Genomic DNA, 25,133 nt, shown 5'->3' with positions numbered 1-25,133 from the left:
ACGCCGAAAGTCACTGCGAAAGCGCGCAATGCATCGTTGCGGACCAAACGCCGAATATTCAACATCCCGAAACGATGACTTTCCATTGAGCCATATTTCGATATGCACCGCCCGATCGGATTTAATCTAACCGTTACACGAGCCGCATCTCGACCACCACCATTTCCGGCTTGAAAAGATGTATTTCCTGTATCAATAATGGATGCGTCTTTCGCGCTGGCCTTTCCACGATGCCAACCGAGATCCGTCGTGCCCATGGATGAGAACAACGAAATACGCAAGTCCGAAGAGTTGCGCAGCTTTCTGTTTCTGACCGTCGTCATGGTTCCCGTGCTCACGGTCATGATCATTGCCGCCTATGGCTTCATGATCTGGTTCTACCAGATGCTGATCGGCGGCCCTCCGCATCATTAACGAGCGTCGCGACTATTTCAATCAAATGGATCTCGAGCCCGTCGATAGCAATGATCGTTTCGCCGATAAGACGGATGAGTCTTGCGAATATCACATCGCCGGCGTCGTTGTATACGCACGAATAGAAGCATTGCCGAGCGTCACGCAGGCGCTCACCGCATTACCCGGTGCACAGGTTCACGGATCGAGCACCGACGGCAGGATCGTGCTCACGCTCGAAGCGGACCGTTCGTCCTGTGTCGCCGACCAGTTGCACGCGGCGCAATCGATACCCGATGTGGTAAGCATCGCGCTCGTCTACCAGCATCACGAACACGCCGATTCGCTGAACGAGGATATCGCCGATGAAACTGACTCGTCGCGCGTTCATTAAGCAGACGGCCGCCGCCACGGCCGCCGCGTCCGCGGGCATCACGCTGCCCGGCATGGAGGCCGTCGCCGAGAGCGACGACATCGCGTGGTCCAAGGCGCCGTGCCGGTTCTGCGGCACGGGATGCGGCGTGCTCGTCGGCGTGAAGGGCAATCAGGTGGTCGCGACACAGGCGGACCCGCAAGCCGAGGTCAATCGCGGGCTCAACTGCGTGAAGGGCTACTTCCTCTCGAAGATCATGTACGGCCAGGATCGCCTGACGACACCGCTCATGCGCATGAAGGACGGCAAGTTCGACAAGAACGGCGAGTTCCTGCCCGTCTCCTGGGACGTCGCGTTCAATGTGATGGCCGAGCAGTTCAAGCGCGTGCTGAAGGAAAAAGGGCCGACTGCCATCGGCATGTTCGGCTCGGGGCAATGGACCGTGTGGGAAGGCTATGCGGCCGTCAAGCTCATGAAAGCGGGCTTTCGAAGCAACAACATCGACCCCAACGCGCGGCACTGCATGGCCTCGGCCGTGACGGGCTTCATGCGCACCTTCGGCATGGACGAGCCGATGGGCTGCTACGACGATATCGAGGCAACCGATGCCTTCGTGCTCTGGGGCTCCAACATGGCCGAGATGCATCCGGTGCTATGGACGCGCGTGACGGCGCGGCGGCTGTCGAACCAGAACGTGCGCGTCGTCGCCCTCTCGACATTCGAGCATCGTTCGTTCGATCTCGCCGACGAGACCATCGTCTTCACGCCGCAATCCGATCTCGCGATCATGAATTACATCGCGAACTACATCATCAGGAATGGCAAGGTGAACCGGGCGTTCGTCGACAAGCACACGAATTTCAGGAAGGGCAATACGGATATCGGCTATGGCTTGCGGCCGGACGATCCGCTGCAAAAGGCGGCGAAGAACGCCGGCGACCCGAACGGCTCGCAGCCCATCGGCTTCGAAGAATTCGCGCGGTTCGTCTCGCGCTATGACGCAGCCTATGTGACGAAGCTCTCGGGCGTGCCGAAGAACAAGCTCGACCAGTTGGCGCAGCTATACGCCGATCCGAAGACCAAAGTCGTGTCTTTCTGGACGATGGGCTTCAACCAGCACACGCGCGGCACATGGGCCAACAACATGGTCTACAACCTGCACCTGCTGACGGGCAAGATTTCGACGCCGGGCAACAGCCCGTTCTCGCTCACGGGACAGCCTTCGGCGTGCGGCACGGCGCGTGAAGTCGGCACGTTCTCGCATCGGCTGCCCGCCGACATGGTCGTGACCAACCCGAAGCATCGCGAGGAAGCCGAGCACATCTGGAAGCTGCCGAGCGGAACCATTCCCGACAAGCCGGGCTTTCACGCCGTCCAGCAGAACCGCATGCTGCACGACGGCAAGATCAACGCCTATTGGGTGATGGTCAACAACAACATGCAGGCCGCCGCGAACATCAACAACGAGGCGCTGCCGGGGTATCGCAAGGATTCGAATTTTGTCGTCGTGTCGGAGGTTTATCCGACGGTCACGGCCGTCGCCGCCGATCTGATCCTGCCGTCGGCGATGTGGGTCGAGAAAGAAGGCGCATATGGCAACGCGGAGCGGCGCACGCAGTTCTGGCATCAGCTGGTGCAGGCGCCCGGGGGCGCGCATTCGGATCTCTGGCAACTCGTCGAATTCTCCAAGCGCTTCAAGGTCGAGGAAGTCTGGCCCGCCGAACTGATCGCGAAGAAGCCGGAGTACAAGGGCAAGACGCTCTACGACATCCTTTATCGAAACGGCCAGGTCGACAAGTTTCCCGCATCGCAAGTGGACGCGAAGTATCGCAACAACGAAGCCGCGGCGTTCGGCTTCTACATCCAGAAGGGGCTCTTCGAGGAGTACGCGAGTTTCGGGCGCGGACATGGTCATGATCTCGCGCCGTTCGACATGTATCACCAGGCGCGCGGCATCCGCTGGCCGGTCGTCGACGGCAAGGAAACGCGCTGGCGCTACAAGGAAGGATCCGATCCCTATGTGAAGGCCGGCGCCGACTGGCAGTTCTACGGCAATCCGGACGGCCGCGCGGTGATCTACGCGCTGCCCTACGAGCCGCCCGCCGAATCGCCGGACAAGGAATATCCGTTCTGGCTCGCGACCGGCCGTGTGCTCGAACACTGGCATTCCGGTTCGATGACGCGCCGCGTGCCCGAGCTCTATCGCGCGTTTCCGAACGCCGTGTGCTTCATGCATCCCGATGACGCGAAGGCACTCGGCATCCGGCGCGGCGTGGAAGTGCGCGTGATATCCCGGCGCGGCGAGATGCGCACGCGCGTGGAGACGCGCGGCCGCGACAAGCCGCCGCGCGGGCTCGTGTTCGTGCCGTGGTTCGATGCGAGCCAGCTCATCAACAAGGTGACGCTCGACGCGACCGATCCGATCTCCTTCCAGACCGACTACAAGAAGTGCGCGGTCAGGATCGTGCGGGTCTAGGAGCACGACATGCGCACGCTGATCGCTCTCGTCATCGCATCGCTGCTCGCTCTTGCCGTCATCGCGATCGCGCAGCCCACGGTCCCGAATCTGCCGTTCCACGACTCGCTGCGCGGCCTGACGCCGATCGGCGAAGAGACCCGGGCCCCGCTCATGGCGCCCACCGAAAACAAGGACGTGATACGCGGCCTCAACTACGCGCAGCAGCCGCCGACGATCCCGCACAAGATCGACAACTATCAGCTCGACAAGAACGCGAACCGCTGTCTCGCGTGTCATGCGCGCAGCCGTGTCGAAGAGAGCGGCGCCGTGCCCGTCGCGGTTTCGCATTACATGGACCGCGAGGGCGTGGTGTCCGGGCATCTGTCGCCGCGCCGCTATTTCTGCACGCAGTGCCACGTTCCGCAGGCGGACGCGAAGCCGCTCGTCGGGAATACGTTCGTCGCGATCGAAGACATCAGGCGGCAGCCGGCATCCAAGAACCAGAAACGATGAGCGATCGACATGTGGGCACTGATCAAGCGCTACTGGGTCACCATTCGACGGCCGAGCCTGTACTACAGCCTCGGCTTTCTGACATTGGGCGGCTTCGTCGCGGGCGTGATCTTCTGGGGCGCCTTCAATACGGCGATGGAACTGACCAACACCGAAGTGTTCTGCACCGGCTGTCACGAAATGCGCGACAACACCTTTGCCGAACTCAAGAACACGATCCACTTCAGCAACCGCTCGGGCGTGCATGCCAAGTGCTCCGACTGCCACGTGCCGCACAACTGGACGGACAAGATCGCGCGCAAAATGCAGGCGTCGAAGGAAGTGTGGGCCAAGGTATTCGGCACCGTGAACACGCGCGAGAAATTCCTCGACAAGCGGCTCGAACTCGCCGAGCACGAATGGGCGCGCTTCAAGGCCAACGATTCGCTCGAATGCCGCAACTGCCACTCGTTCCAGTACATGGACTTCACGCGCCAGAGCCCGCGCGCGCAGGAGGCGCATCAGCGTTTCCTCGAGACGGGCGAGAAGACGTGCATCGATTGCCACAAGGGCATCGCGCATGAATTGCCGAACATGACGAAGGCGCAGGAGATCGAGAACCGAAAGAAGCAGTGAGCGCGGCTCAAGGGTCTGGTCACAACGAGAGAGGAAACATCGATGCTCAGCGCCCGGCAACTCGACGTGATGCGCGGCGGCCGCACCATCGTGGCCGGCGCGGATTTTCACGTCGATGCCGGCGCGGCGCTGCTCATCCACGGCGCGAACGGCAGCGGCAAGAGCTCGCTGATCGCCACCCTCGCGGGCTTGCTGCCGCCCGCGGCGGGAAGCGTGTCGTGGCGCGGCGTGGACGTGCGCGAGCATCCTGCGCGCTTTCGCCATGACCTTGCCTGGCTCGGCCATGCCGACGGTTTCAACGGAGAACTGACCGTCGACGAGAATCTTCGTTTCGCCGCGCTGCTCGGCGCGAGCATGGCATACCGGAGCGAGTGCGATGTGCTCGAGCGCGCGGGCGTGCGGCCGCTCCTGCACACGCGCCTCAACCGTCTGTCGCAGGGGCAAAGACGGCGCGTCGCGCTCGCGCGCCTCGTGCTTTCGGCCAGGCGGCTCTGGCTGCTCGACGAACCCACCGACGCCATCGACGAAAGCGGCGCGCGCTGGTTTGCCGAATGCGTCGACGCGCATCTGCATGAAGGCGGCACGCTCGTCGCGACGACGCATCGCCCGTTGCCCGTCGATGCCGCGCGCACGCGGCACCTGCATCTGGAGCGAGGCGCGGCATGATCGGGCTGACGCTTCAGGTCATTCGCCGCGAACTGCGCCTGAACTGGCGCTCCCGCACCGTGACGCTTTCCGTGCTGCTGTTCTTCATCCTGGCGTCGAGCCTGTTTCCGCTCGGCATCGGTTCCGATCCGAAGCTATTGCAGGCGATTGCGCCGGGCGTGCTGTGGGTCACGGCATTGTTCGCGGCCTTGCTGTCGGCGGGCCAGCTCTTCAGCAACGATTTCGCGAGCGGTGCACTCGAGCAGATGCTGCTTTCGCCGCAGCCGCTCGCGGGCATCGTGCTCGGCAAAATCGCCGCGCACTGGCTCACGACGGGTCTCGCGCTCGTCGTGCTCGCGCCGGTCGTCGCGCTCGAATACGGGCTGGACGCACGCACGATTCTCATGCTGATGGTTTCGCTTCTGATCGGCACGCCGCTGCTCTCGCTGATCGGCTCGATGGGCGCGGCGCTCACGCTCGGCGTGCGCGGCGGCAGCGTCGTGCTCGCACTTCTGATCCTGCCGCTTTACGTGCCGGTGCTCGTGTTCGGCGTCGGCGTGGCCGATCCGGCCGCGAGCAGCGCGTGGTCGAACGCGAACGTCTCGCTGCTCGCGGCGGCCCTCTGTCTTGCGCTCTGGCTATGTCCGTGGGCGAGCGCCGCGGCCCTGCGCATCTCGATGGAATAGCGCCCATGAACTGCTTTCGCTATGCGTCCCCGCGCAACTTCGAACGCTTCGCCGCACGCGCGACGCCGTGGTTCGGCATCGCGTGCATCGCGTTGATCGCGGCGGGGCTAGTGATCGGCCTCGTTATCGCGCCCGCCGATGCGCTGCAGCGCGACATCTACCGCATCATGTTCGTGCATGTTCCCGCCGCGTGGATGTCGATGTTCATCTATCTCGTGATGGCCGCATACAGCGCGCTGCATCTCGCGATGAACGCGCGCCTCTCAGCGATGATGGCGCGCGCGCTCGCCCCGACCGGCGCCCTCTTCACCGCGATCGCGCTGATTACCGGCGCGCTGTGGGGCAAGCCGACCTGGGGCACGTGGTGGGTCTGGGACGCGCGGCTCACGTCAGAACTGATCCTCTTCTTCCTGTACGTCGGCTTTCTTGCGCTGCATGCCGCGATCGACGGCACGCGCCGCGCGGACCGCGCGTGCTCGGTGCTCGCGCTGATCGGCGTCGTCAACATTCCGATCATCTATTTTTCCGTGCAGTGGTGGTACACGCTGCACCAGGGGCCATCGCTCGGCTTCGGCAGCGGCGTGTCGATGACCGCATCGATGGCATGGGGCATCGTCGTGATGAGCGCCGGATTCTGGTCGTATGCGATCGCGGTATCGCTCGCGCGCGTGCGCGTCATCATGCGCGCGGCAGATCGCATGCCGGCGGGCGACGAAGCTCCCGCGCGAATCCGGGAGCATGCAGCATGAACATGGTCGAGTCCGTCATCGCGATGCTCGCCGCGAACCCGATCCTCTCGGCCGCGTTCGCGATCACCTTTTCGCTGATGGGCGCGCAAGCGTGGCTCGTGCTCCGCGCGCTGCGCGAACCGGAGTCGCGCCGATGAGGGCGCGGCATCGCCGGTTCGCGTTCATCGCGTTCGGCGTTGCGAGCGCCGGGCTCGCGTGCGCGCTCGTGCTCAATGCGTTTCGCGCCAACGTCATGTTCTTCGTGAGCCCGAGCCAGATCGCCTCGCACGACGCGTCGCGCACGCAGCGCTTCCGGCTCGGCGGGCTCGTCGAGCGCGGCTCGCTCGTGCGCGATGACGGTGGCCGCGCCGTCCGCTTCGTCGTCACGGACGAACGCGCATCGGTGACGGTCACGTACGCGGGCGCGCTGCCCGATCTCTTGCGCGAAGGCAGCGGCGTCGTTGCACAAGGCACGCTCGGCGCCGATGGCCGCTTTCACGCCGACGAAGTCCTCGCGAAGCACGACGAGAAGTACATGCCGCCGCAAGTCGAACGCGCGCTGCGCGAAGTGCGCGCTGCGGCGGACGCGAACCCGGCCACGCGCCGATGATTCCCGAGCTCGGCCACTTCGCGCTGATTCTGGCGATGCTGCTCGCGCTCATCGCGGGCATCGTGCCGATGCTCGGCGCGCGCTTCGGGATCCCGCAATGGATGCGCGTCGCCGCGCCCGCCGCGTGCGGGCAATTCGGCTTCATCGCGATCGCGTTCGGCTGTCTCGCGGCGTCCTTTCTCGGCGATGATTTCTCGGTGATCTACGTCGTCGAGAATTCCAATTCGGCGCTTCCGGCGATCTATCGATTCACCGCCGTCTGGGGCGGCCACGAAGGCTCGCTGCTGCTCTGGACGCTTCTGTTGACGCTCTGGATGACGGCCGTCGCCGCGTTCGGCCGCCGGCTTGCCCAGCCGTTCGCCGCGCGCGTGCTCGGCGTGATGAGCTGGCTCGATGCGGGCTTTCTGCTGTTCATGCTGCTGACGTCGAATCCGTTCACGCGCATCATGCCGCCCGCGATGAACGGCCGCGATCTGAATCCGCTCCTGCAAGACCCGGGCATGGTGATCCATCCGCCCTTGCTGTACATGGGCTACGTCGGATTCTCGGTCGCGTTTGCGTTTGCAATCGCGGCCCTGCTCGACGGCAAGCTCGATGCCGCGTGGGCGCGCGCATCGCGTGCCTGGACCCTCGCCGCATGGATGTTCCTGACGCTCGGCATCATGCTTGGCAGCGGCTGGGCGTATTACGAGCTCGGCTGGGGCGGATGGTGGTTCTGGGACCCGGTCGAGAACGCGTCGTTCATGCCGTGGCTCGTCGGCACCGCGCTGGTTCATTCACTCGCCGCCACCGCGAAGCGCGGCGCATTTCGCGCGTGGAGCGCGCTGCTCGCGATCTGCGCGTTCTCGCTTTCGCTGCTCGGCACTTTCCTCGTGCGCTCCGGCGTCGTGACGTCGGTGCACGGATTCGCGTCCGATCCGGCGCGCGGCGTCTTCATCCTCGCGCTGCTCGCCCTCTTTTCGGGCTGCGGCCTCGCGCTCTTCGCCTGGCGGGCGCCGCGCGCGGCATCGTCGGCGGTGGGCTTCGAGCCGGTGTCCCGCGAAGCGCTGTTGCTGTCGAACAATCTGCTGATGCTGGTCGCCGCCGCTTCGGTGATGCTCGGCACGCTCTATCCGATGATCCTCGACGCACTCGGCCTCGACAAGATTTCCGTCGGCGCGCCGTATTTCGACAGCGTATTCGTCCCGCTGATGGCGCCGGCCGTCTTTCTGATGGGCGTCGCGCCGCTCGCACGCTGGAAGGCCGCCCGCCTGCCAGAGATCGCCGTACGCCTGCGCTGGGCGGCGCTCGTGAGCGTCGCGTCGGCGTTCGTGCCCGGCGTGTCGCGCCCGCTCGTGAGCCTGGGCTTTCTCCTCGCGGCGTGGACGTTCGCCACGATCGCGACGAGCGTGTACCAGCGCATCGTCAGCGCGAGACAGCGGGTGCGGCTCGCGACAGTCGGCATGTGGCTCGCGCATGCGGGCGTCGGCGTGTTCGTCGTCGGCGTGACAATGGTGAAGGGCTTTCCCGTCGAACACGATGCGCGGCTCGCGCCCGGCGAACATATCGATGTCGGCGGCTATCGCTTCCGTCTCGACGATGTACGCGAAAACAACGGCCCGAACTATCGTGCGATGCGCGCGACGATCAGCGTGACGCGCGACGGCCGCGCTATCGCCACGCTCGATCCGGAGAAGCGCGAGTTCCTCGTCTCGAACACGCAGACGACCGAAGCGGCCATCGATCATGGGGTGCTGCGCGACCTCTACGTCGCGCTCGATCAGCCGGCCGGCGGCAACGCGTGGACCGTGCGCATCCAGATCAAGCCGTTCGTGCGCTGGATCTGGGGCGGCTGCATTCTGATGGCGCTCGGCGGCCTGCTCGCCGCGGCGGACCGGCGTTACATGAGACAGCGTGCGCCGCAGTCCCGGCGCGCGCCGGCGCCGGCTGCTGAAACACCGCCGCCCCTCGGCGAAACCGGACGATGAAGCGCTTCCTGATCCCGCTCGCGGTGCTGGCGCTGTTGACCGCGGTGCTGGCGGCCGGCCTGAGACACGATCCGCGCCGCCTGCCTTCGGCCCTGATCGGCAAGCCCGCGCCCGCGTTCGATCTGCCGCGCCTCGATGCGTCCGGCGAGCGGGTGTCGTCGGACGCGCTGCGCGGTCAGGTGTGGATACTGAACGTGTGGGCGTCGTGGTGCGAGGCGTGCCGCGACGAGCATCCGGTCCTGATGAACGTCGCGGCCAGCGGGGCCGTGCCGGTGTACGGCCTGAACTACAAGGACGAGCGCGAGCCCGCGCTGCAGTGGCTCGACACGGCCGGCAATCCGTATGTGGCTTCGCTGGTGGATCGCGACGGGCGCACGGGCATCGACTATGGCGTGTATGGCGTGCCCGAAACGTTCGTGATCGATCGGGCGGGCGTCGTGCGATACCGGCAGGCCGGACCGATTACCCGCGCGTCGCTGGAGCGCGTGATTCTGCCGCTCGTCGGCGTCCTGCGGCAGGAGAACGGCCGTGATTAGACGCATCGCGTCGATTCTCCTCATGCTCGTGTCGTGCGCTCACGCGCAGGAATCGCCCGACGACGAGCGCGCGCGCCGACTCGCCGAGCATTTTCGCTGCGTCGTGTGCCAGAACCAGAGCCTTGCCGATTCGAACGCGAGTCTCGCCGCCGATCTTCGCGCGCGTATTCGCGAACAGGTGGAACACGGCGCGAGCGATGACGAGATCCGGTCCTACATGGTGCGCCGCTATGGCGACTTCATCCTGTACCGGCCGCCTGTGAAGCCCGTCACATGGGCGCTGTGGTTCGGACCGTTCGCGGTGCTCGCGGCCGGCGCGGTCGCGATGGCACGGCATATCCGGCGCGCGCGAAACGCCCGGCGCCAGAGGAGCCCGTCTCCATGATGGCGTTCTGGCTGATCGTTGCCGCGATGATGACGGGCGCGCTCGCGTGCGTCGTGCTGCCACTGCTTTACGCGCACACAGCCGGACGCGGCACGGCGCACGCGGCGCTCGCAGGCTTGCTGATCGCGCTCGTGCCGGCGTCGGCGCTCACGCTGTACATGCGCATCGGCGATCCGACGGCGCTCGCGATAGAGACTGCGCCCCGCGCAACGACGCAGGGACATGCGGACACGCCTGCGTCGATGGAAGCGGCGGTCAGTCTGTTGGCCGCGCGTCTGCAGCGCGATCCGAACGACGCGCAGGGCTGGTCGATGCTCGCGCGTTCCTACATGGTGCTCGACCGCCCGGACGACGCGACCGCGGCGTACCTTCGCGCGGTCGCGCTGAACCCGCGCGACGCGGAACTGCGCGCGGATTACGCCGACGCCTTGGCGAGCGCAAACGACGGCAATCTGAACGACGCGGCGTTGAAGGTCGTCGAGTCCGCCCTCGCCATGGACGCGAATCAGCCGAAAGCGCTGGCGCTGGCCGCGTCGGCCGCGTTCGACCGGCGCGATTACGCGAACGCGATTCAGTTCTGGCAGCGATTGAAGAACGTGCCGGACGTGGCGCCGGAGATTGCGCAGCAGGCGCAAAGGAATATCGACGAAACGCGCGCGCTCGCCACGGTGAAAGGGGCGGCCGTGCAAGTGCGCGTGAGTTTGAGCCCGGGGTTCGAGAAGCGCGTTCGTCCGACCGACACGGTGTTCGTCTACGCGCTCGCCGACGATGGCTCGCGCATGCCGCTCGCGGTACAGCGCCTGAAGGCGGGTCAGTTGCCCGCTACCGTGCGTCTCGACGATTCGATGTCGATGACGCCGGGCCGCCGTCTCTCGGATTTCTCGCGCGTCAGCGTCGATGCGCGCGTGTCGGCATCGGGACAGGCGCGGCCGGCGCCGGGCGACATGACGGGGTCGAGCGGAGTTGTGTCTTCGAACGGGGCAGGTGTTATCGAGTTGAGGATCGGTGATGTCGTGCGTTGAGTGCGTTTGTGCTTAGCGGGACAAGCCACCTTTGTTTATTCGCGCCAGGCACTTTTTCGCAAGCTCCATTCCGCCGTCAAAAAGGCGCGTCCTCGAATTCCATGAGCGGATAAACGGTCTGGCTCCCGTCGATGCTCAGCACCAGCCGCACCGCGTGGTGGAAGCTCGCATAGCGCCCCACGAACCGGCCAAGCACATCGCCGAAGAGCATCGCGTCGCCATGCCCGTCGAAGGCGGTCGTGTCGAGCCCCACATGAACACGAATCTCGAACCGCATATGCCCTTTCCCTACCGTCTGATGCTCGGTCAAGCGGACATCGTCGATGGCATCAATGCGTCGCTCGATGCCATCGCCGGGTAACCAATCGTAGAGTTCCAGGGCAGCGCGAAACGCCGACGCGCCAGCCATCCCGATCATGTTCAATTCGTTCGCGGCGCCCGCCGCAAAATGCCCCAGCACGCGCCAGTCGTATTCAGGGTGATGGCGTGGCGGATACAGCGGCAGGGTCGGCGCGGTCAGATTGCGCACCGACGCGATCCCGGTGAAGCCCGACACTGTCTGGGTGATCGTCGCCTCGGCGAGCGCCATGCGCGGCAGGCGGCCGTTGTTCGCGAGCGCGCGCACGGTCAGGTGCCGGTCCGGTGGCGGACGATTCTTATCGTGCCGCGCCTCGCGTCGAAAGCCTTCCCATAGCTGGCCCGCGAGCGTCAGCCAGAGCTCGCGCCCCGTCACGCCGAAGCGCTTCGAGCTATGGAAATACCGTTCCGGCTTCTCATAGCGCAGCGTCCAGCCGCGATGCCGGAAACTCGTGAACGCCTGATAGGCATGGCGCGCGCTGTCTTCCGGGTCGGCTGCAGTCACCGCAAGCACGTCATACGGCTCGATGTGATCGTCCACGCCCGGCTGCACGAGAACGCGATGTTCGCGATCATGCCAGTCTGTGGGACGCAGCGGCAGCGCATCCACTTCGAACAGGTTGATCACAGGCGTGCAGAAAAGACGGAAGCTCTCGCGGCTTACCGAATAATCACCCGGCACACGCCCGTCCAGTTCGATCTCGAAGGTCATGTGCGACTCGCCCGCCGGCAGCACCGAGGCGTCGAAGCCGCACAGATCGACGAAGTGGAATTTTTGAGGGAACACGAAATATTCCAGCAGCGTCTGTTCGCGGTCGAGCATGCGGTCGCGTTCCGGCTCCGTGACCGGCCAAAGCCGCGTGGACGGACCGAAGCCCGCCGCTTCGAAGCGCACGCCATCGAGCGGCTGCAACTCGCCGTTGCGCACCGAAGGCAGGCGCAGACCGATCGAGGCGACCTGGCGCGTCAGCGCCGCATAAAGCGCGGCTGCAGCGGGCCGCGCGCCGTGCAGATACAGACGAATGCGCGACAGATCCGTCGCCTCGCGCTGCTCGCCCAGCCACAGCCGGAACGTGAGGCGAATGGCGGTACGTCCGCCATCGCGCACCGCAACGTCGGCATCCTCGACCGAGAGCGGCAGCAGTTGCACTGCCTGCGTCGTCCGATAAAGACACTGCACCCGATCGGGACCGACAGGCGCCGAGCGCACCACGGCACCTGCCGGAATTTGCGCTGCGCTCGCGGCCCCGCGTCCGAGCGGCGTGCATTCGATGATCGACAGCGACGGGATCGCCCGCGCAGCATGCTCGTACAAGTTGTCGATGAGCGCCTCGGTGAACTCCGGGTTGCCATCATCGAGCTTCATGCGCAGGCGCGCCATGAGCAGCGCAAAGCCTTCAAAGGTCGCGCGCACGCTGTCGCCCTGCTCGCCGTACCGCATTCCCATGCGGCGCGCAGCGTCCGGCTGGGCTTTGGCAAACTCGGCCGACGCCGCACGCAGATAGCGCATTTCGGAGTCGAAATATTTGAGGAACGGGTTCTCGTGTTCCAGCGCGACGTGCTTCCATGGGGCGGTCATGGTTGCATCTCCGGTGGCAACGGCGGCAGGGACGCGACTCCAGCAAGCGCGCCGCCCTTGCCAACCATGAAGATGCGCTGCGGCAACTTGAAGCCGCGCAGCTTCAGCAAATCGAGCGGTCCCGCGCCGACCTGCGTCTTGAGGTCGTAGTGCAGAGGAACGCCGTTGCCCTGATTGAAGGTCAGCGCATAGGTCGTGCTGTCGAGCGGTTTGACCTGAGCCGTGCCGAGCAAACGCAATAGCGCCCAATCGCCATTCGCGGCGAACGCCATGCGCATGCCCGCATCGAGCGATTCCCACGTCAGTTGGACACGGCCGTTCTGGCCGTTGCCAGGCCATACGATCGATGTGTACGCCTCCAGTTGATTGAAGTACTCGATCTTCGTGCCGTCGATGCTCAGAATGCTGCGCGTCACCTCGGGCGTCGGATGCGGCATGATCTGGAATCGGTAGCTGGCATCGCCCTGCGCATACATCTGCGCGCCGAGCGTCGACAACTGGCGCAGCGCCGCGAGAAACGCAGGATCGAATTGCAACGCTTGTGGCGCGAGTTCGTTCGGCGCCCAGGCGTTGCCTTGAGGCTGGAGCATGCCCGCGAGTTGCGTCGTCACGAAACGCGCGATCAGCCCGGAATCGGGTTTGATGTAGCGGCCCAACTCGACGAAAGACGCGTCAGCGGTTGTGTCCGAGAAGGGATAATGGCCATCGAAAGTACTGGTGAAGGGGGCGGCGACCGATAAGCGCCACGCCTCGTTCAAGCTCGCTGCCGCGGGTTGCAGGATGGTCTGCCACGCCACATCGAGCGGGTGGGCGAACAGCGCATTGCCGAAGCCCGACCATTGCGAGCCGAGGCTCGCGGCGGTGAGGGCCGCGTCGTCGCGCGCCTGTGTGAGTTCGGAGAGCTTGCCCTATTTCGGGTTGCAGTAATTCATGACCGACGCGAGATCCCACGGGCCGACCATCGTGTCGCCATTGGTGCCCTGTGCAGGCTCGTTACACGACGATGGCGTATCCGGCCGATTTTGCTCATGCGCGAAGCCCAGCGCATGGCCGAATTCGTGCGCGGCGACCCGACGAATGCAATATTCCTCGCGCCCCTGACAACTCGGGGTCCAGTTCTTGAAAGTGAAATTCAGCGCCATTCCGCCTTGAGCATTGTTCAGCATCGCACCCAACCCCCGCGTGTGCGGGCCGCTGTCCTCGACCGTAATCCGAATACCGTAGTAGTTCGGATTACTGACGCACTGCTGCCAGCCCATAAACTGTACGCCGGAATATTTCTCCCACGTTTCTTCGATCGCGGAGCGAGTCCAGCTACGCTCTGCGGAATATAGCGCGAAATCGGCATTGTTCATGTCCCAGCACACGCCGATAGGAACATGATCCCAAATAACAGTCGACAACGCGTATCCCTTCACCGTCGCCTTCTCCTGCGCCGTCCACTGCGCGGCAGAACTCCTGCTCGCGGAAGTCAGAGCTTCGCTGCCTCCATCGCTTCCGCCGCACCCACTGATTAGCATTCCTGATAATATCGCCAGCGCCAAATCCCTTAGCCCCTTCATCTTTTTATCCGTTATGACAATCCACGCGTCCTCACGCATGGCATAAGAAGTATATTTTTAGCGCGCGATCAAACTGTCTCGTTCATTACAGAATATTTCCAAACGCTTCGCGTTTATGAATAAAATTGAAATCTACTGCTTTCAAGCAATCGAATGGCGGCAAGTCCCGCGCGATGAAAGCCACCTTCCGGCGGGCCAAAAAAACGGCACGCCATGACATATTCGTCGCACTCAACTGCCCATTGTCGTTCCGATCCGGATTGCAAGAATCCGTGATCGATTAGCTGTTCGCGGTGGCCGCAAAGGTGGAGCGCGGCACATCGCCTGAATTTCCACAAGCAGGTCCGGCCCCGCCTGGCTTGTGAAGATGACCATCGTCATGAAGGCGGCAGACGCGGCAAACCGCTGTTCCCTTGTGATAAGCGCGGTGCTCGCGCGTACTCCCGTCGGCCGCAATTATTTTTGGATTATCGGCGTGCTGCCCACAAGGCGTGGGCGAACCGCAAGGGATGCGGAGTAGAAGCGCGCATACGCGGGCGGGGCAAGGCAAGAGTCCGAAGGCCCGAGTGGTGACGTGACCCACCCGCGGCCCTGAACTGTCCCCGGAGTGTCCCTGAAAGCCCTCGTCAGGATGTGCCGTTAGCCGAAAGGCGTCCGCAGAATAAAGCATAAGCTGGCCGTTCATTGGGCTGCGGGCCCACCCGCGGACCATGCGAAAAAGCATAAAGTGGCCGATCGAACAAAAATAAAGCATAAGCTGTCTAAACGAAAATCTGTCTGTGCCGCAGGCAGATTTTCACCCGCACGACGATTGCACAGTGACGCCAACTCCACCGCAGTACGGTCGGCAGGATTCGTCACCAAGCGCGGGCCGATGGCATACAAATCATTCTCTCTCTGACGTCCGACTATCGGCAGCTATCGCATCGATAGTGGCGTTGAGCGTTGTGAGCAAATCTGCGTGGTGTCGCTTTAGGTGCTCGTGAATTGCCTCATTTCGTAGCAGACGAGTCGTGAAACCCTTGGCAACGACCAAAGACAGCATCGTGTCGCCGACGCTCTCCTCAGCCGCCTGGCTGTCTTGATTGAGCCGTTCCATCTCTTTCTCCATCCTCGCGAGGTCCTCTTGCGAGATGGAATCCATAGCTTTGGGACGAGCCGACTCTGCGAGCGCCTCAGGGCGGGTCGTCGCTAGCAACATCCCCGCGTAGCTCGCCGTAAATCGATTGGCGGCGATCATCATCTCAGCCGCTTCGATCTGACGCATCGGCTTCATTCTTTTTAGGATTGTGAAAACTCGTGGAATCACCATTCGGTCCTTCAACAAAGACGCCGCCTCAGGAGCAATTCCGTCGAGCAGATGAATCTTCTCGCGTACGCGTTTGATATCGATTTGAAGCACGGCCGCGATGCGCTCTTCGGAGGCTCCTTTCGCTAGAGCGGCCCGGATCATTCGATGGTCATGCACGGCGGTACTACGGTTAATGTGCCGATTGAACGTATAGGCTTCGTCATCGAGTGAGATCATGCATGGTGCCGTCTCTCGTTTGAGAGCCTTGAGCGCTTCAAGCCTCAGCCTCCCGTCCAAGAGATGATATTCACCCTCCCGCTCCGAACGAAATACCGCTAGTGGCTCTATGACGCCGAGCTCCCGGATTGAGCTCAAAATCGTTCTGAATTTGGGCGTCGACAACACTCGCTGGAGCATCGCGGTACTCGGACGGATTGAGTCAAGTGGCACCTCGACTATTTGATCTTCGAAGCCATGTTTGATACCAGTCATGGCAGCAACTCCTGGGGAATCCGGCTCGCAATCACTTCCGGAATATCTTTGATACCTTCTGCTCTCAGTAAGGTCCTGAAATGATCATCCGAAAGCAACCTCTTGAATGTGGAGATAAGTAAGAGAAGACGCTGCTCTTGAAGCGTTGCATTTTGAACGACCCGTTTTTGACGCCGGACCTCTGTTTGGTAGGTACGAAGGAGCTTTTGGGGAGTCGGTGCATCCTTCGGCATTGGTTTCTTTGAATGGTAGGCCTTCCCAATCGCCTCGCGCTTGCTGATAAGTTTGCGAACCTTGATCAACTGATCCCCTTTCAGCGTCCCTGACTCGTACGCGGCAAGCTGACGCTCGAATTGTCGAACGCGATGCTTGACGACGACTATGTGCGCTCGCTCTCGGACGTGCCGGCTGGTCAATATGTAATGCTTGGCGTGACGGATATACGTTGCGCAACTCGGTGTCAAAGCGCAAACAGACATTGTTCAGTGGTCAGGAATCGCTTTCGGTGCAACGTTTTTCGGCACCGCGGTCACGGCGCCAGTATGGGGCAAACTGGCAGATCGGTACGGGCGCAAGCCAATGCTTATTAGGGCAGCGATCGGTATGGCTGTCGTCATGTCCCTGATTGGCGTCGCTCGCGATGTTACCGATCTCGTGCTGCTCAGGTTGGTGGCCGGACTTGTCGGCGGATACGCGTCCGCATCGATCGTTATGGTCGGTACGCAGGCCCCGCGCGAACGCGCAGGGTGGGCGCTGGGAGTCCTGTCTACGGGTGCGCTGGCCGGCAACCTCATCGGCCCGCTCGTCGGTGGGTTTCTACCAAGCCTTGTTGGGATCCGCGGCACGTTTTTCATCGGCGGAGCCATTATAGCGATTGCCGCAGTCGCGACGATCACTCTGGTGCGGGAAGACTTCGACCGGAGCGTTGATGTCAAACTCAAGACAATGTCCAAAATAACGAAACAATCCGCTTCATCCCCCTTCGTTATTGCATCTCTTCTCGCCACGGCAATGATGGTGTTGCTCGCCAACATGTCGATCGAACCGATCATCACTGTGTACATAACTAACTTAGGCGTGTCCAACCAGAACCTTACGCGCGTGGCTGGCATCGTTATGGCATGTTCCGCATTCGGCAGCATGCTCACAGCTCCGCGACTCGGCGCACTGGCCGACCGCATCGGGGCATGGAAGGTAATTGTCGGATGTCTTTTAGCCACCGGCCTCACCATGCTCCCGCAGGCCTTTGTGACTAGTTGGTGGCAGCTTGCAATTCTCCGTGGACTGATGGGAATGACCATCGCTGGTCTTCTGCCCTCGATAGCAAAGCTTGTTCGTCATACGGTGAACGAGAGCAACTCTGGCAAGACCCTCGGATACCTGCAGTCTGCGCAATTCAGCGGACAAGTAGTGGGGCCATTACTGGGTGCTCAAATCGGCGCTCATGTAGGACTTCATGAGGTCTTCTTCGTCACCGGCGGCCTGCTTTTGCTCGCCGCAATGGCAAATCAATTCGTTCGAACGCGTTTCATCTCAGAGGACGTGACTCGTGTCTAGTTAGAGCCGATTCGGCGAGTACGAATAGCATCAGATTGATCCGGCCGAGCGGTTTCTTAGGTCAACATGAATCTTCATAGGAGCTCAGCATGTCGAACAGGCAACGCACTGCTGTCATTACCGGCGCATCAAGCGGCATCGGTCTCGCTTTGGCCGCAGCGTATCTAGAGCGCGGTTACAACGTCGTTGGCAACGCGCGGTCTGATGAACGGTTAGATGCCGCCTCAAAGAAACTTGGACAACCCAAGAACTTTCTCACTGTAGCAGGCGACATCGGCTTACCGGATACAGCCTCGGATATTTTCGACAGGGCCATTGAAACATTCGGTCAGGTGGATATCCTCATAAGCAACGCTGGAATCTTCATTGCCAAACCGATCGGGGGCTATGACACAGACGACTTTGACCGTCTCGTCAACACGAATCTAAAAGGATTCTTCTACCCAACGCAGAGGGCTGTCTCTCACATGGTTGCCAATGGAAACGGCCATATAGTGAACATCACGGCAGCCATCGGCATTCAGCCGAACGTCAATGTTCCGGCGGTTCTTCCTGTCATGGTTAAAGGCGGCTTAAATCAGGCCACGAAGTCACTGGCCGTCGAACTGGCGAAGCACAACGTCAAAGTCAATGCTGTGGCCCCAGGCGTCATCGACACGCCGCTGCAGAAGCCCGACCGCCACCCTTTCCTTGCCACGCTAAACCCGCTGGGCCGGATTGGTAACGTCAAAGAAATCGTCCAAGCTGTTCTTTATCTTACGGACTCAGATTTTGTCACGGGAACGATCCTGACCGTCGACGGTGGTGCAACTGCCGGACGCTGATCGACAGGCTAATTGCTGCATATAGCCGCACGTTTAGGTCAGTATCGAAGTTAGAATCGAGGACGAAACAACTTGACTAAGACACCGGGCCAACAGGCGGACCAGCGAAAGAATATCCCTCAGTGGCCGCCACTAACACAACGACTGATAGCTAGTCGCCTAAACTTGGGCGCGACCCTCGGGTCCGGCAACTCAACGTGCAGAGTACATTAAGCATGAAAAGAAAACCCAATATACTTCTGGTACACGGAGCCTGGGGAGATGCGTCCCATTGGCGACATGTAATCCCTTTACTGCATGAGAAGGGATATCCGGTTTCCGCCGTTCAAAACCCTCTCCTCTCCTTGACCGATGACATCGAACGTACCAGTAAACTGGCCGCAGCACAAAATGCTCCAACACTCTTAGTCGGCCACGCGTATGGCTGTGCCGTCATTACAGGTGCCGGCCTCACGCCAAACGTTGTAGGACTCGTATATCTAGCGGGGCCAGCGCTCGACGAAGGAGAGAGTCTCAGAAGCCTTTTGGCTCGCCACGAACGTCCCGAAGGATTCGACAACGTATATGAAGATCAGGATGGTCTGCTATGGATAAAACCAGAGAAATTCCATGAAACCTTCTGTCACGATCTCGCGGATGAGTCCGAGTCCTTGGTTTGGGCTCGCACACAAAAGCCGACCTCTCCGCTGTGTTTTGAAGAGATGATGGGCGTACCGGCGTGGAAAGTGAAGCCGAGTTGGTACCAGATCTCTGCCAACGATCGTCTGATCCGCCCAAAAACACAGATATGGATGGCTGAGCGAATGAACGCAAGAAGGAAAATCACACTGCCAACGAGCCATGCTTCAGTGGCGACTCACGCCGTGGAGATCGTTCGTTTGATCGACGAAGCCTGTACCGAAGTGGCTCTGTAATCTCGGTAGCCGGAAGGACGCTCATGGCGCGGCAAGATTATGCTTTGCGTTACCGGCATGCCGCGCCCTTCTCACCGACCATCTCCTCCGACGAGCCGACTTCAGCACCTCCGACTTCCAGGGCCTTGACTAACGGCTCCAATGATTCAGTTGATGTGCGATATAAGCTCGACAAGGCCAAGTTGGCCGAAAGTAAGTCCAGCAACCATGAAACGTCGAAACGCGTGATCCGCCGGCAGACGGGATCGATCTAATGATTTCGGCCAGACAGGCAGAATAGCGTCCAAGGTTGTGCACAAAAAACGCAAGACCGGTGCACACGCCCGCGACAACGCGACAAATTACGCAGCGCCAATGTCGCGCGTCCGCCTCAAATACCTCATCTTTGAAGGTGCGCCAGATCGTCTCGTCGAACGTGCTTTGCGGAGAGCGTATAAGATACCCGTGTATCGAATAATAATCGCGGCAGCCCGTCCCGACGTAAGGTCATACGGCGCGCTTGGATTCATGCGGGTGCGTTACGTCGTGACGATGAGTTGTCAGCCTTGGAACGAGATGCCACGTGCCATCCGCATGTCGAAAGAAAAACATTGCCCTTGAACCGGTGCCATCATCTGCCACTACACATACATACCGCTCATTATTACATCGGCGGGTGTGGCTCACTCGAAAACCTCTCTCCGGAGACAGTGACATCCATTTGTGAACCATGGCTCGTAATGAGGTGGCCGTTTGTTCTGCGCTGAACTGAACACCGTTAGAAATGTTTTTCGGACCCATTCGACACCCTCGACTGATTTCTTCGGTCGGACAGCCGTTCTCATGTTCAATCAAGTGGAGGACGGTTACTATCAGATTGTTGCCAACACACGGATAACACGCGTTGACGGTGTAACCCAATCCGAACAGCGCTGGCGTGAGCTTTAACGTCGGTGTTTGCAGTCGGACCGCTCGATTGCCGCTCCGATCGCGCCCGTAAGATCCGAGTCAGACTAACTCATCTACATTCGCTAAGACAGCTTGGTCAGCCGCAATCAGCTTGGGCACGTCCGAATGCAATAGTTCGATCCATGTTCTGATTTTGGCATCAACGAATCTGCGCGACGGATAGAGTGCATAGATGTTCATATCTTCCATGATGTAGTTAGGCAATACCCTCACTAACGTGCCATGAAGCAATGCATCGATCGCCACGTACAGCGGCAACATGCCGATTCCCAGTCCTTCCCGTACCGCAACCATCAGCGACTCTGCATTGTTTACGTGCACGGATCCACCGACCTCGATCGTTTCGCGACCATTTGGCCCTCCTAGCGACCAGCGGTTCGCGGGAAAGGCTGGAGTTTGCAATATCACGCACTCATGCGCTGCGACATCGCTGGGCCGACTGGGCATTCCTCGGGCTCGCACGTACGAGGGCGACGCGCATAAGATGCTAAAGGTCGTTCCAAGTTGCAACGAAATGAGGTCGGAGTTCGGTAAGCCGGCCGCACCGATCACCGCGACATCGCTGCCACCGCCAAAACTGCGAGGCAACGCCCTAAGTAACGTTCACCAGCATCTGTTAACGCCAAACGCCGAGTCGAACGGTTCATCAGGCGAGTTCGAAGATATCCTTCGAGCTCGGAAACCGAGCGCGACATCGCGCTTACCGTCGAATCCATTGAGTCCGCAGCGGCGGTGAAACTTCCCGTCTCGGCCACACGGACGAAGACCCGCATATTCCTTAAAGTATCCATCGCCACATTTACCACAAATTTAGAAGAACAAACGCCTATATACTTTGTCATCGCGATGACGCGCAACGCGCTAGTCGGGACCCTGAGCTGAGTATGCCGATTGTGCGGAGCTCGCTGAATCTCTAATTGCGTACCCCCTATCAACATCATCCCTCTACCGACGAGCGGTGTCCATCCTTGATTGTTCAATCCAAAGAACAGTAAGTTAATAAAGCGGTTGAGGCGAGATCCATGCTGACGCGTAAACTACGACTTAGTTGATATCCGCTGACTGAGCGACGCACTGCTGGGAAATGGCCGAGCCGCGACGACCGCCGGTTCACCGATGCCGTGGCTATTGCTCATAGTTCCGCAATAGCCGACCTCCGAGATTTTGCGCTTGAAAGAAGCCATTTCTGCAACGAGGGCGTCGAAGACCATTGGACTGGGAAAATGGCAACCCACGCGGCCGTTTCTCGCGACGTTCCGAACTGAACTATTGGAGGCCATCACGACTTCAAACCGAAAACGATCGGAACAGCCGACGACTCATGTTTTGCGCCGCGTCGAAAAACTTTTATCCGCCGTTGCGTCTCGCATCGAGCCGTCCACGCTGAGCGAACTCGCCGATGAAACGGGGATTCACTCGTCCACGGCCTACAGATTACTGTCCGATATGGTGACAAATAGACTTCTAGAACGAACCAATCGTGGCACGTTTAAGCTCGGACTATATCTACTCGTATTAGCAAACTTAGTAAAAATCCGTGCGTCGATGCATGGAGCAGCATTGCCTGCGATGAGCCATCTCCATGCGAGGATTGCCGCCATCGGGCATTGCGTCACGCGCGTTGATTGCCAGATTTAATAGAACGTTCTCGAGCTGGTGAACGTCGACGAACGCATTCCAAAGGCCGCCGGACACCACGGTCTCGACCTCGATGGTTTCCCCAAGTGCACGGCGCAGCAGATCATCCGTGCCGCGGACCATGGCCGCTAGATTGACGGGCTCCGGCCGAAGCGCCTGGCGTCGCCCAAACGCCAACAGCTGTGACGCCAGCGTTGCGCCGCGTTCGACTGCCTGAATTGCGTTTCCGAAGCGCTCCATTGACCACTGGTCCCGGGCGCAGCGATTTTGTAGCAGTTCGAGGTTACCGCGCAGGACTTGCAGTACGTTGTTGAAGTCATGGGCCACCCCGCCCGTGAGCCTGCCAATCGCCTCCATCTTTTGCGCGCGGAAAAGCGCGGCTTTTGTCTCCTCGAGGAGCTTGTCGGCTTCCCGCTTTTCCGTCACGTCTCGAGTGATTTTCGCAAACCCGAGGAGGGCGCCAGAGTCGTCGCGGATGGCATCAACGATAACGTGCGCGACGAATCGAGTTCCGTCACGGCGCACACGCCATCCTTCCGACTCGAAGCGTCCTTCACGGGCCGCAGTCTCAAGCGTGCGCTTCGGTAAGCCGGCAGCGGCGTCTTCCGGCGTGTAGAACCGGGAGAAGTGGGAGCCGATAACTTCCTGTGCGCTGTAAAGCGTCGAGAACCGGCTTGCCGACGACTAGGTTGCCGTCGGCGTTCTCGCGGAGCAAATTCTCGGCCTTCGCTTTGGCTAGATGATCGACGACGTCATCCTGATAGATACAGCCGTCGCACTCGATCTGCTCGAGCATCCATTGCGCCGCTGCGGAGGCATCCATCATTCGCCTCGCTTCTTGATGAGCTTCAGGGAGGCACCAGGGAACCAGCCATCCTCGAGCTTCTTGCCTGCAAACCACTGACAGTTGTACTCGCCGCCGCTGTGCTGCGTCTTCACAGACATTTCGGGACCGCGGGAAACAAGCTGCACGACGTCGCCTGTGTTGAATTCTTCTGCTTTCGCCATTCGTCAGACTCCCGTAGTTGGAGCACGAAGTATAGCTGGACTTGATTTTCACCACGGAGCGGTGAGAATAGCGATCTATTCACCGCCACAGGTACGCCTGAAGGCCTCCGAGACTTCAGTTGGAGGGGTATCAGGCACTTCATGTGGGCATCTGCCCATCACGGCAACCAACCCGTCCAACAGCAACACGTTCCGAAGTATTCGGTCCAGCACGTTCAGAGCACCGACACGAAGGCGTTTAATGCCGACATCACGCTGAACATTGATCTGGGAGCTGATATGCCGAAAGTACGCAAGCTAAAGACTTCGCCGTGGATGGCACTTATCAAACTGAGTGCCGTTGCCTGATACCCTTCGGAAGCCCGACGCGCGCGGGCTTTTTGCATCTATCACTATTGAATTATTGAATTACCGTAATGAACCTCAAAATTGCTGGCTTAACCCTCGCGCCGCGCGCGAATAGATAGTCACGAAGGAGGCGATATGTTCGCGATAGGCGGGACGGTGCGTCACAAGACCTCACAACTTCTCTGGACGATTGCCGCCCAGTCGCGATTGGCCCTGATTGGGTCGACTGCGTGCGGAAGCAAAAGAAGGCGCGCCTGAAGAAACGCTTTCAACAAGCGGAAGTGCAGTTGTATTTCGCCACCGCCGCTGTAGGAATGACCCGCACTGTTCCGCGATAGATTCATCCTCAATCTGATCCACACCCAGACTGCTCACGCCTCTAGGCGCGTTTTCATTGCCGGAGCCACCGCAATGAACATCACCCACGTGGCTAATCCCGTGCACGTCAACGCAACGCGTACTCTCGATGTGACCGACGTGACGGATCGGAGCGTCGGTAGCCGTCGCAACCTGCCGTTCAGCGAGCAGCCAAAGCTGCCATAGAATGATTGGACTTCTGCGCTAACGGACTCTGCTCGCGCGCAGCAACGACCGGCTGCATAATGGGTCAACTTCTGCCCGACGCTGCCACTTTGCACTTTGACGCGATGTCCCCTTCGCCAACTGAGCATGGGGTCGAGCCGGTTTTGTCGCTGCATTGCAATGCGTCGACGCATATCTTTTTAGTCTGGCGGCGTTTGCTCGAGCAGGCATGCGCAGCCGGTTCATTTCTTGGGTGTCTCTTCCAACCGAGGAAAGAACGCGTTCCACGCCGCGCGCACGCCTTGCGCGGCTGCGCTCTCCGCGTCTATGTGCTCGGTGTCCGGCGCAATGCCTGGATCCTTGCTCAGGCCGCGCCAATGCGTGAACACGAGTACGGACTGCTCCGTCCAGTTTCCTTCGGCAAACCGGGCGAATGCAATCACATCTCGCATGGGCAAGCCCCTGTCGAGAGCACAAGAAAAGCGCGGCTGTGCCGCGCTTTTGAAGAGCATTGTTTTCTGACCTTAGGTGGTTACAAGCGGCGCCGTCTCGCCTATGACTGCCTCGAGACGGTCGGTAACGAGAACGCCCGCCAGCACATGTCGAAGCGACACGCCTTCAATATCGCTTGTGGCTGCCAGTTGGAGAATTCCAAGGCGTACAAGCGATGCCATCTGCTGCCACGCGCGCACCGTCGGGGCCTCTTCGGGATACCGGAACTTCTCGTTGGCTAGCCTATGATTCTCAATGTCGACGCTACAGATGAGACCACGCCGGCTACCATCGGCTTCGTGGATGGCAAAGAGAATAACAACCTTTCCGATGCGCTTCCAAGACTCAATCGCCGACCAAACCTCCGGGTCCGTCGTCTGGGCAACCCAATTGACCTGCAAACCATCCATCTGATAGCGCATGGTCATGAAGTTTCCGTGGACAAGCGGGACATGTCCACAACCAAAGCAAGCACTTTCGACCGCCTCGGAAAACAGATGAGCTTCATAAGGCGCCACTGGAAACACCAGAACGGGCGTGTCTTCAGGCATTCCGCGAGTATGCTTCTGCCTGTCGCCCAACGACCGCAGCGGCAAAAGTTGGCCCGTCGCGACGAGGTCCGTCTGGGATTCGCTCAGCTTAATCCTTTGAGTCATTTTTCCTTCTCCTG

General features: G+C 60.8%; 28 protein-coding genes and 3 pseudogenes. 20 read left to right on the top strand and 11 right to left on the bottom strand.

Annotated features, from left to right (window positions below):
- Positions 1-255 precede the first annotated feature (255 nt).
- From napE to NCS58_RS14970, 14 genes are read left to right on the top strand one after another with little or no spacing between them, the layout of a single operon-like run.
- A complete protein-coding gene (gene napE / locus NCS58_RS15035; RefSeq protein WP_250538618.1) occupies positions 256-414 on the top strand; it encodes a periplasmic nitrate reductase, NapE protein in 159 nt (52 codons plus the stop codon).
- Between the two features lie 25 nt (positions 415-439).
- Positions 440-787, top strand: coding sequence for a chaperone NapD (locus NCS58_RS15030; RefSeq protein WP_061118274.1), 348 nt, complete (start codon positions 440-442; stop codon positions 785-787).
- Complete coding sequence (gene napA, locus NCS58_RS15025) at positions 759-3,242, top strand: periplasmic nitrate reductase subunit alpha (protein ID WP_061118275.1); 2,484 nt, start codon at positions 759-761, stop codon at positions 3,240-3,242. The genes NCS58_RS15030 and napA overlap by 29 nt, the downstream gene beginning before the upstream one ends.
- Positions 3,243-3,251: 9 nt before the next feature.
- Positions 3,252-3,737: a nitrate reductase cytochrome c-type subunit gene (locus NCS58_RS15020; RefSeq protein ID WP_061118276.1), complete on the top strand. Its 486-nt coding sequence runs from the start codon at positions 3,252-3,254 to the stop codon at positions 3,735-3,737.
- A gap of 9 nt (positions 3,738-3,746) precedes the next feature.
- Positions 3,747-4,352, top strand: coding sequence for a NapC/NirT family cytochrome c (locus NCS58_RS15015; RefSeq protein ID WP_061118277.1), 606 nt, complete (start codon positions 3,747-3,749; stop codon positions 4,350-4,352).
- Positions 4,353-4,394: 42 nt separating this feature from the next.
- Positions 4,395-5,018, top strand: a complete 624-nt coding sequence (gene ccmA / locus NCS58_RS15010) for a cytochrome c biogenesis heme-transporting ATPase CcmA (protein ID WP_061118278.1) — start codon at positions 4,395-4,397, stop codon at positions 5,016-5,018.
- Entirely contained in the window at positions 5,015-5,683 is a 669-nt protein-coding gene (gene ccmB, locus NCS58_RS15005) for a heme exporter protein CcmB (RefSeq protein ID WP_061118279.1), read from the top strand. The genes ccmA and ccmB overlap by 4 nt, the downstream gene beginning before the upstream one ends.
- Positions 5,684-5,688: 5 nt before the next feature.
- Positions 5,689-6,432, top strand: coding sequence for a heme ABC transporter permease CcmC (ccmC, locus tag NCS58_RS15000; RefSeq protein ID WP_061118280.1), 744 nt, complete (start codon positions 5,689-5,691; stop codon positions 6,430-6,432).
- Positions 6,429-6,569 (top strand): hypothetical protein, encoded by a 141-nt coding sequence (locus NCS58_RS14995; protein ID WP_250477308.1) that lies wholly within the window; start codon positions 6,429-6,431, stop codon positions 6,567-6,569. Before ccmC ends, NCS58_RS14995 begins: the two co-directional genes overlap by 4 nt.
- Complete coding sequence (gene ccmE, locus NCS58_RS14990) at positions 6,566-7,021, top strand: cytochrome c maturation protein CcmE (RefSeq protein ID WP_061118281.1); 456 nt, start codon at positions 6,566-6,568, stop codon at positions 7,019-7,021. The genes NCS58_RS14995 and ccmE overlap by 4 nt, the downstream gene beginning before the upstream one ends.
- The gene (locus NCS58_RS14985) at positions 7,018-8,988 is read left to right on the top strand and encodes a heme lyase CcmF/NrfE family subunit (protein ID WP_061118282.1); all 1,971 of its coding nucleotides are present in this window, start codon (positions 7,018-7,020) and stop codon (positions 8,986-8,988) included. Before ccmE ends, NCS58_RS14985 begins: the two co-directional genes overlap by 4 nt.
- Entirely contained in the window at positions 8,985-9,524 is a 540-nt protein-coding gene (locus tag NCS58_RS14980; protein ID WP_061118283.1) for a DsbE family thiol:disulfide interchange protein, read from the top strand. Before NCS58_RS14985 ends, NCS58_RS14980 begins: the two co-directional genes overlap by 4 nt.
- Positions 9,517-9,909: a cytochrome c-type biogenesis protein gene (locus tag NCS58_RS14975; RefSeq protein WP_061118284.1), complete on the top strand. Its 393-nt coding sequence runs from the start codon at positions 9,517-9,519 to the stop codon at positions 9,907-9,909. Before NCS58_RS14980 ends, NCS58_RS14975 begins: the two co-directional genes overlap by 8 nt.
- Positions 9,906-10,931 carry a tetratricopeptide repeat protein gene (locus NCS58_RS14970; RefSeq protein ID WP_061118285.1) on the top strand — a complete coding sequence of 342 codons (1,026 nt, stop codon included), beginning with the start codon at positions 9,906-9,908 and terminating at the stop codon, positions 10,929-10,931. The genes NCS58_RS14975 and NCS58_RS14970 overlap by 4 nt, the downstream gene beginning before the upstream one ends.
- Positions 10,932-11,007: 76 nt before the next feature.
- Here NCS58_RS14970 and tssF read toward each other — a convergent pair whose 3' ends face one another.
- From tssF to NCS58_RS14945, 5 genes are all read right to left on the bottom strand, one after another.
- Entirely contained in the window at positions 11,008-12,867 is a 1,860-nt protein-coding gene (gene tssF, locus NCS58_RS14965) for a type VI secretion system baseplate subunit TssF (protein ID WP_086961047.1), read from the bottom strand.
- The gene (locus tag NCS58_RS14960; RefSeq protein ID WP_061118286.1) at positions 12,864-13,664 is read right to left on the bottom strand and encodes a type VI secretion IcmF C-terminal domain-containing protein; all 801 of its coding nucleotides are present in this window, start codon (positions 13,662-13,664) and stop codon (positions 12,864-12,866) included. The genes tssF and NCS58_RS14960 overlap by 4 nt, the downstream gene beginning before the upstream one ends.
- Before the next feature lie 111 nt (positions 13,665-13,775).
- A complete protein-coding gene (locus tag NCS58_RS14955) occupies positions 13,776-14,429 on the bottom strand; it encodes a M12 family metallopeptidase (RefSeq protein WP_250477306.1) in 654 nt (217 codons plus the stop codon).
- A gap of 886 nt (positions 14,430-15,315) precedes the next feature.
- Positions 15,316-16,212 carry a plasmid partitioning protein RepB C-terminal domain-containing protein gene (locus tag NCS58_RS14950; protein ID WP_250477305.1) on the bottom strand — a complete coding sequence of 299 codons (897 nt, stop codon included), beginning with the start codon at positions 16,210-16,212 and terminating at the stop codon, positions 15,316-15,318.
- A complete protein-coding gene (locus NCS58_RS14945; protein WP_250538617.1) occupies positions 16,209-16,514 on the bottom strand; it encodes a hypothetical protein in 306 nt (101 codons plus the stop codon). Before NCS58_RS14945 ends, NCS58_RS14950 begins: the two co-directional genes overlap by 4 nt.
- Before the next feature lie 136 nt (positions 16,515-16,650).
- Between NCS58_RS14945 and NCS58_RS14940 the strand changes: the two are divergent.
- From NCS58_RS14940 to NCS58_RS14930, 3 genes and pseudogenes are all read left to right on the top strand, one after another.
- Positions 16,651-17,769 (top strand): annotated as a pseudogene (locus NCS58_RS14940) (MFS transporter); the annotation flags it as partial.
- Positions 17,770-17,858: 89 nt separating this feature from the next.
- Positions 17,859-18,593 (top strand): SDR family NAD(P)-dependent oxidoreductase, encoded by a 735-nt coding sequence (locus NCS58_RS14935; RefSeq protein WP_250538616.1) that lies wholly within the window; start codon positions 17,859-17,861, stop codon positions 18,591-18,593.
- A 215-nt stretch (positions 18,594-18,808) separates the two neighbouring features.
- On the top strand, positions 18,809-19,507 hold the full coding sequence (locus tag NCS58_RS14930) for an alpha/beta hydrolase (protein ID WP_250538615.1): 699 nt from the start codon (positions 18,809-18,811) through the stop codon (positions 19,505-19,507).
- A 987-nt stretch (positions 19,508-20,494) separates the two neighbouring features.
- Here NCS58_RS14930 and NCS58_RS14925 read toward each other — a convergent pair.
- Positions 20,495-21,246: pseudogene (locus tag NCS58_RS14925) on the bottom strand (LysR family transcriptional regulator).
- 373 nt (positions 21,247-21,619) lie between these two features.
- Between NCS58_RS14925 and NCS58_RS34475 the strand changes: the two are divergent.
- A complete protein-coding gene (locus NCS58_RS34475; protein ID WP_409241822.1) occupies positions 21,620-22,093 on the top strand; it encodes a helix-turn-helix domain-containing protein in 474 nt (157 codons plus the stop codon).
- On the opposite strand, the pseudogene NCS58_RS14920 reads toward NCS58_RS34475, so the two are convergent.
- The 3 genes and pseudogenes from NCS58_RS14920 to NCS58_RS14910 all read right to left on the bottom strand — a co-directional run.
- Positions 22,025-22,750: pseudogene (locus tag NCS58_RS14920) on the bottom strand (PAS domain S-box protein); the annotation flags it as partial. The gene NCS58_RS34475 and the pseudogene NCS58_RS14920 overlap by 69 nt on opposite strands.
- Entirely contained in the window at positions 22,662-22,889 is a 228-nt protein-coding gene (locus tag NCS58_RS14915) for a DUF6953 family protein (protein ID WP_409241823.1), read from the bottom strand. The pseudogene NCS58_RS14920 and the gene NCS58_RS14915, both read right to left, overlap by 89 nt.
- Before the next feature lie 26 nt (positions 22,890-22,915).
- Positions 22,916-23,101, bottom strand: a complete 186-nt coding sequence (locus NCS58_RS14910; protein WP_250477291.1) for a YodC family protein — start codon at positions 23,099-23,101, stop codon at positions 22,916-22,918.
- Positions 23,102-23,242: 141 nt separating this feature from the next.
- Here NCS58_RS14910 and NCS58_RS14905 point away from each other — a divergent pair, with 141 nt between their 5' ends.
- Together NCS58_RS14905 and NCS58_RS34180 are read left to right on the top strand one after the other, a co-directional pair.
- Positions 23,243-23,449: a hypothetical protein gene (locus tag NCS58_RS14905; RefSeq protein WP_250477290.1), complete on the top strand. Its 207-nt coding sequence runs from the start codon at positions 23,243-23,245 to the stop codon at positions 23,447-23,449.
- Positions 23,450-23,860: 411 nt separating this feature from the next.
- Entirely contained in the window at positions 23,861-23,992 is a 132-nt protein-coding gene (locus tag NCS58_RS34180) for a hypothetical protein (RefSeq protein ID WP_284502275.1), read from the top strand.
- A 221-nt stretch (positions 23,993-24,213) separates the two neighbouring features.
- On the opposite strand, the gene NCS58_RS14900 is transcribed toward NCS58_RS34180, so the two are convergent.
- A complete protein-coding gene (locus tag NCS58_RS14900; RefSeq protein ID WP_250477323.1) occupies positions 24,214-24,423 on the bottom strand; it encodes a hypothetical protein in 210 nt (69 codons plus the stop codon).
- 72 nt (positions 24,424-24,495) lie between these two features.
- The gene (locus NCS58_RS14895) at positions 24,496-25,119 is read right to left on the bottom strand and encodes a hypothetical protein (RefSeq protein ID WP_250477289.1); all 624 of its coding nucleotides are present in this window, start codon (positions 25,117-25,119) and stop codon (positions 24,496-24,498) included.
- Positions 25,120-25,133 lie beyond the last annotated feature (14 nt).

The organism is Caballeronia sp. INML3B (genome assembly GCF_023631305.1).
Taxonomy (GTDB): domain Bacteria; phylum Pseudomonadota; class Gammaproteobacteria; order Burkholderiales; family Burkholderiaceae; genus Caballeronia; species Caballeronia turbans.
This window is presented reverse-complemented; position numbering and strand designations above follow the sequence as displayed.